The organism is Confluentibacter flavum, assembly GCF_002843175.1.
Taxonomy (GTDB): domain Bacteria; phylum Bacteroidota; class Bacteroidia; order Flavobacteriales; family Flavobacteriaceae; genus Confluentibacter; species Confluentibacter flavum.
Genome location: NZ_PJEO01000057.1, coordinates 85,433 through 91,711, shown reverse-complemented (window position 1 = coordinate 91,711; position 6,279 = coordinate 85,433). Strand labels below are relative to the sequence as shown.

Below are 6,279 nucleotides of genomic sequence, written 5' to 3'. Positions count from 1 at the left end.
TAACGTGAGTTCGACGTAAAAAAGTTGATTTATTTATAATAAAAAAGCGAAAAATTTAGTAAATTAAAGTTCTGAATTTCAATTATATAACTAAATATTTCGCTATGATTTCCGATTCTAAAATTACTGAAATTTTCTGTTCTATTGATGATTTTTGTCTTGAATTTGTCCCTTTTTGGCAAAAAAGCCTACTGGCCAATGGAAAAAAGCGCACCAGAGCTTCAAAAATGGGCCTCTCTGAAGTAATGACCATTCAAGTGCTTTTCCATTTATCCGGGTATAAAACCTTCAAGGATTTTTATATAGGCTATGTCTCAAAACATCTAACCAGTTATTTTCCAAACCTGGTATCCTATAATCGTATGGTGGAACTCAAAGGGCAAAGCTTTATGCCCCTGGCTATTTACCTCAAAGTTTGTGGATTGGCAAATTGTACGGGGATTAGTTTTATAGATTCTACGCCCCTAAGGGTTTGTGACAAGCGAAGAATTAACCAACATAGGGTATTCAAGGATTTGGCACAAAGGGGACAATGTTCCCTGGGTTGGTTCTATGGTTTCAAATTGCACATAATCACCAATGACCAAGGCGGTATCATTGATTTTATGATAACTAAAGGCAATGTGGATGATAGAAAACCTTTACGCTTCAAAGCCTTTGTTAAAAAGCTGTTTGGGAAGCTCTTTGGTGACAAAGGCTACATCTCCAAAGATCTATTTACTGAGTTGTTCTATAATGGAGTGCATCTGGTAACCAAGCTTAAAAAGAACATGAAAACAAAACTATTGACCCCTGTGCAAGATGCTTATCATTTAAGAAAAAGGGCCATTATCGAAACTATTTTTGACCAACTCAAGAACATTTGCCAAGTTGAACATTCTAGACATAGAAGCGTAACCAACTACTTCAATAATATTTTTGCCTCACTTATTGCCTATAATTTTAAAGATAGAAAACCTTCTTTAAAAAACAACTTCGTCGATACAAAGCAACTGTATTTAACTTTATAATTACATCGAACTCACGTTAAATATATAAATTATAACCCTATTTCTTTTTACAGTTTATCTGATCCGTTGGAGCTAATAAACTTTTAATTTTAACTTGTACGCTAATGAAATCTGTAACCCAAGAGTATGCTAACCCAGCAAATTCACTTGAACAAATGGCCAGGGAATTTAAATTTGTTATTGACCTTATGCCACAAATGGTTTGGGCCACACAACCTGATGGCTATCATGACTTTTATAACCAACGGTGGTATGATTTTACCGGTCTCTCCTATAAAGACACAAAAGATAAAGGCTGGTCCCTTGTACTTCACCCAGACGACTTTGAAAGGACCTGGAAGGTGTGGCAGCATTCCCTTGACACAGGAGCCCTTTATCAGATTGAATACAGGATGAGAAAATTTGATGGAACTTACAGCTGGTTTCTCGCCCGTGCCCAACCCCTTAAAGATGAAACCGGTAAAATTCTCAAGTGGTTTGGTACGTGTACAGATATTCAGGAACAGAGAGAAGTTCTGGACGAGCTCGAACGAACTAAAGAAGAACTACGTATTTCAAACCAGGATTTGAACCATTCTATTGAGGAGTTAGGAAGGGTCAATCTGGAATTGGATACCTTTGTTTATTCCGCATCTCATGATCTAAAAGTACCTTTGAACAATCTGGAAGGACTTATAGATCTTCTGGATCCTTCTGAAGAAAGTGATCCGGATCAGGTTGAAATACTCCAAATGATTGGCCAATCTGTAAGTCGCTTCAAGGATGTCCTCAATGATATGACCTTAATGGTTAAAACAGCAAAAGAAAACCATGGAATGCATAATGTGGACTTTTACATTCTAATCAGCGAAATTAAAAACGACCTGAGTGATCTTATCAATTCCACAGGAACCAAGTTAAACCTTGATTTAGACATCAAAAACATTCAATATCCAAGAAAGGAAATTAGAAGTATCTTGTTTAACCTTATCTCTAATGGAATAAAATACAGAGATCCTGATCGACCATTAAAAATTACTGTGCGCACCAAAGCGACTTCTGAAGGAATTCTGCTCGAGGTTGAAGATACCAGCTGTGGAATCGAAGCAAAATACATTCCTGAATTATTCAATAAGCACTTCCGTATTAACACCACTATTGAAGGATCGGGCTTAGGCTTATTTATTGTAAAAAGAATGGTGGAAAACAGGGGTGGAAAAATAGAAGTGTCTAGTAAAACAGGAGAGGGCTCCCTTTTTTCAGTATTTTTAAGACCTGAAAAGAAGGTCTATCCAGAGTAAATTTAGGGCACCCCACTTTCTCTAACATAGATATCCATGTAAAGTAGCCCACATATTATAAATAGTAAAGATGTTATCTAAATTATACTGATTTATATCATAAAAATAATCAGTATCTGACAATGTAATTACTTTAGTTTTTTCAGGAAAGGAAATGTCAACTTTAAACCTATTGTCTTTGATGTATATTATTAAGGTATGATTAAATGAGATGTTTACAGGGTAGTAATTAATCGTATTTAATATTGAAATAGTAGGAAAATTAGAATTTACAGTAAAATTGCCCTTTACAATAATTTTATCAGCAGTATTTAATTGGACAACATCGTTGGCAGATTTGTAATTTATAGCTACCCAAGACATTAATTTGGAGTGGATGTCATTTTTTAGAATACTGTCAAACTCAAAAATTTGTGTTTTACCATTTATTTTGGAATTATAGCTTTGCGCAAAAATATTTAAACTTATCGCACAAACTAATAGGGTTAAAGATTTTATAAACCTCTATTCTCATTTAACAAGTTTAATCAAATGTATAAAAACATTAAGATAATATTTACAAATATTTGATTAATCAGTTTTTTTCAATTTAAGAATTAATTAATTAAATTTAATTAATGTATAGAATGTACCGAATGTACTTATAAAAACAATCTTTTTTTATATTGATAATTGTATTAAATAATGCCTAAAATATTCCTATCGTACATAAATCGTACAATTAACTAAAATAAAAAACCTCAACTTATTAAATATCAAATAGTAGAGGTTTTTTTAAGTGGAGTCGGAGAGAATCGAACTCTCGTCCAAACAAGTAACCAAAAGGCTTTCTACACGTTTATTCTTTTCTTGTTTTTTCGATTATAAACTGGTTAAAGACAACCTATTTATAACTTAGCTTTTTAATTTCAAAAGTGTGTCAAAGCACCACACAATCTATGTTAACTTTTACGATGCCTCACAAAAGAACGCCGTTAACCAAGGCTTTCAGGAGACATTTAGCTTGCACACCTGGTGTGCCGAGGCTTATCTTACTTTATTCAGATTAAGCAGCTAAAGCGTAGTTATTCTCGCCGTTTAAATTTTGACCTAGTCTTTAACGTGTTTCAAAGTCATTACACGACGTGCTTACCATCCAATTAATCTCGCTGTCAAAACCAGTCGACCCCTTAATGAAATAGTAAATTTTAATTTACGTCATTGAATTAATCCTGAATTTATTTATTCATAAAATCTTATTTTAAGTATTCATGAATCTTCGATTTCAGGAACTCATCAATAATTTTAGCGTTACCCTTAAGGGTCAGGCTTTCGGCAGTCGCTCTTTGCAAGGAGCTCCAACAAATGCCTCTATCCTTAACGCGGGCAGCAAAGATACCAAAAACTTTCAGAATTTGCTGTATATGTAATTCAACAAAAATTATTCCGTTTTGTAATTAGAAATAATAATTGAATATTGATAGACTCATTGAACAACAAAAGGGAGTTATATCATATGACGTCAGTTATTTATGGTTCTTTTTAAACATTTTTTCAATACAGATACACTAATTTAAATTGATATCCGGATATTTTGATTTTATCAACATAAATACACCATAAATTGCAACACCAATAGCAACTAATGCTAGCACTATTGATCCAAATTCATTCTGCAAGAAATTAAAAGCATCGGTTCTGTCAATATCACTGTTTGAGTTTTGCAAACTAGCTTTGAAAAATAAAAAGGCAAGTATAGTAGCCACGATTCCTCTAGACGTAAACCCAACTTTTCCAACTTTAGTTAATACTTTTTTAGCTTGATAGCTAATGTTCGTATGGGATACTTCATCTTTAAATTTCCCTGAGTATGCTGAATAAAATTCATATAAAGCCTTTCCTAAAATAGCTATAGCAATTATAATAGCTATAATATTTCCATAGTCTGAATTTAGAATATTGGCTAGCCAATTTGAATTATTACTTGAGCTTTCCATCATCATCTTAAAAGCAGTGAATGATAGAAAACCATATACTAAACCACTAATAATATAACTTCCTCTCATAATATAACCTTTAAAATTATTCTCATGATTTTTTAAGTTAGCAAAGGCTTGATATAATCTATAGAATAAGTAACCAGCCAGGCCAATTCCTATAATCAACAGCAGAACTTTTCCGTAAGGTTGTTCTGCAAGAAATTTTAAAGCACCTTTACTACTTGTCTTGTTGCCACCTTTTCCAAAAGCAGCAAGTGCAGTAAGAATTCCTATTAATAAATATACAATGCCTTTGGAAGCCATTCCGATTCTTGATAGTATTTCTTTTTTTGAACCCATGATACTAGCTACTTATATTTCTCAAATTAAAGCAAATAGCAGAAATAAACTTAGCTTAATAAATACAGACTTTAGCTTATTTACACCAAATGTCATTTTTTAGTTTAAAAAGTTACTTGTTTTAGTAAGATGGGTTTTTAATAGTGACATTGTCCTTAAAATTAAACATAGTTTATCTTTTAAAATTAGTGTTAAACCTCACTCGTATCTAACAAGAGAATCGGAGTGAGGCAAACACATCACTAACCAAATTAACCGTTATTCCAGTCTATTTTTCTGGATACATACATAACAATCGCTAAGATTAAGAACAGTCCGATACTGCCTACTAAAAGGGCGTAATTTTCCAACTGTATTATTACATAAATAAATATGTATAAAGCGGTTAAGGAAAGCCCAATAAATAAGGGGAACTTAAACGTTTTTAAAATTGATTTTGAATATAATGTGATTAGAATAATGACCGAAATACCAGCTATTAAATAAGCTTTTAAAAAATTGCTATGCTCCGATATGGAAACTAATAGTGTGTAGAACATAGTGAGTGCCAGTCCAATCATTAAATACTGGAATGGATGTATATCTATCTTGCTTAATGTTTGGATTAAAAAGAAAATTAAAAAGGTTAACGCTATTACCAGAAAACCATATTTGGCAGAGCGTTCGCTTTTTTGGTATTCGTCAACCGGAATCATAAAATTGACACCTGAAGCAAATTCGGTTAAATCGGGGATGGCGTTTTTATATTCTTGGGAAAAAGGCCTGTTAAGTTCAAGGATTTTCCATTTGGCATCAAAACCATTTTCATTTATTTTATCATCATTGTAAGGTAAAAATTCCCCAATGAAGTTAGCTGTTTTCCAATTTGATGTTATTTCGGCTTCCGTAGTTTTTCCAACGGGTATAAAACGTATTTGTTCACTTCCCTTAATTTTTAAATCTATGTTAAAAGACATATTATTAAGGTTAGAAGTATCGATGTTGTCAAGATTTTTGGTCTCCAGGGTATGTAATGTTAACTGTAGTGGATTGTTAATTTTCGATTTATTGTATTTAGATGTTATTGGGTAGTTTTTGTTTTGAAATGAAACTTCGGCACCATAAACGCCCTTAACATTGGAAGATTGAATAATTAATTTCACTTTGTCCCAAACTACATGTTTTGAATCAATTTCAAGATTATTAAAATCGGGATTTCTAAAAGCTCCATTAATTTTTATAGTGCTGTTGTAAACGGCAGTTCCATAAATACCGCGTTTTTTTTCTTCGGGGTTTATGGTTGAATTTATTTTTAAGTTTTCCGGAAAAAAATAAGCATACTCAATGTTTTCAATGGTTTCGTTGTAAACGCTTTTTGTTGTTATATCGGTAACTGTTTTCTCTTTAAAGGTTTTGTATGGAATTTCAAGAATAGGCCCATAAATAAGTAATTCATTGCCCCATTGTTGATTTATTTCATTTAATGCAGTTTCTTTTCTTAAAGAACGTTCTCGTATAAGATTTTCAATAAAAGACAATGGTATAAGTAAAATAATAATTAAGAATCCTACCATAAGCATTCTTGCGGTGATAGATGTTTTTAGCCAAGTTCCAAATTTGTTTTGCTGTGGTGTGTTTGTGTTTTCCATGTTTGTGATTTTAAAGTACTTTGAAATACAAAGTAAAAGATTA

At 32.3% G+C, this 6,279-nt stretch carries 5 protein-coding genes and 1 other RNA gene; 2 read left to right on the top strand and 4 right to left on the bottom strand.

Annotation, left to right across the window (positions count from 1 at the left end; translation table 11 throughout):
• Nucleotides 1–104 precede the first annotated feature (104 nt).
• Together CSW08_RS18025 and CSW08_RS18020 are read left to right on the top strand one after the other, a co-directional pair.
• A complete protein-coding gene (locus CSW08_RS18025; protein ID WP_106657880.1) occupies nucleotides 105–1,010 on the top strand; it encodes an IS982 family transposase in 906 nt (301 codons plus the stop codon).
• Between the two features lie 104 nt (nucleotides 1,011–1,114).
• Nucleotides 1,115–2,290: a sensor histidine kinase gene (locus CSW08_RS18020; RefSeq protein ID WP_106661312.1), complete on the top strand. Its 1,176-nt coding sequence runs from the start codon at nucleotides 1,115–1,117 to the stop codon at nucleotides 2,288–2,290.
• 21 nt (nucleotides 2,291–2,311) lie between these two features.
• On the opposite strand, the gene CSW08_RS18015 is transcribed toward CSW08_RS18020, so the two are convergent.
• The 4 genes from CSW08_RS18015 to creD form a co-directional block, all read right to left on the bottom strand.
• Entirely contained in the window at nucleotides 2,312–2,701 is a 390-nt protein-coding gene (locus tag CSW08_RS18015; RefSeq protein WP_262496569.1) for a DUF4468 domain-containing protein, read from the bottom strand.
• A 365-nt stretch (nucleotides 2,702–3,066) separates the two neighbouring features.
• Nucleotides 3,067–3,459, bottom strand: a transfer-messenger RNA (tmRNA) gene (gene ssrA, locus CSW08_RS18010).
• 378 nt (nucleotides 3,460–3,837) lie between these two features.
• Nucleotides 3,838–4,608, bottom strand: a complete 771-nt coding sequence (locus CSW08_RS18005) for a DUF1206 domain-containing protein (protein ID WP_106661310.1) — start codon at nucleotides 4,606–4,608, stop codon at nucleotides 3,838–3,840.
• A 251-nt stretch (nucleotides 4,609–4,859) separates the two neighbouring features.
• Nucleotides 4,860–6,236 carry a cell envelope integrity protein CreD gene (creD, locus tag CSW08_RS18000; RefSeq protein ID WP_106661309.1) on the bottom strand — a complete coding sequence of 459 codons (1,377 nt, stop codon included), beginning with the start codon at nucleotides 6,234–6,236 and terminating at the stop codon, nucleotides 4,860–4,862.
• Between the last annotated feature and the right edge of the window lie 43 nt (nucleotides 6,237–6,279).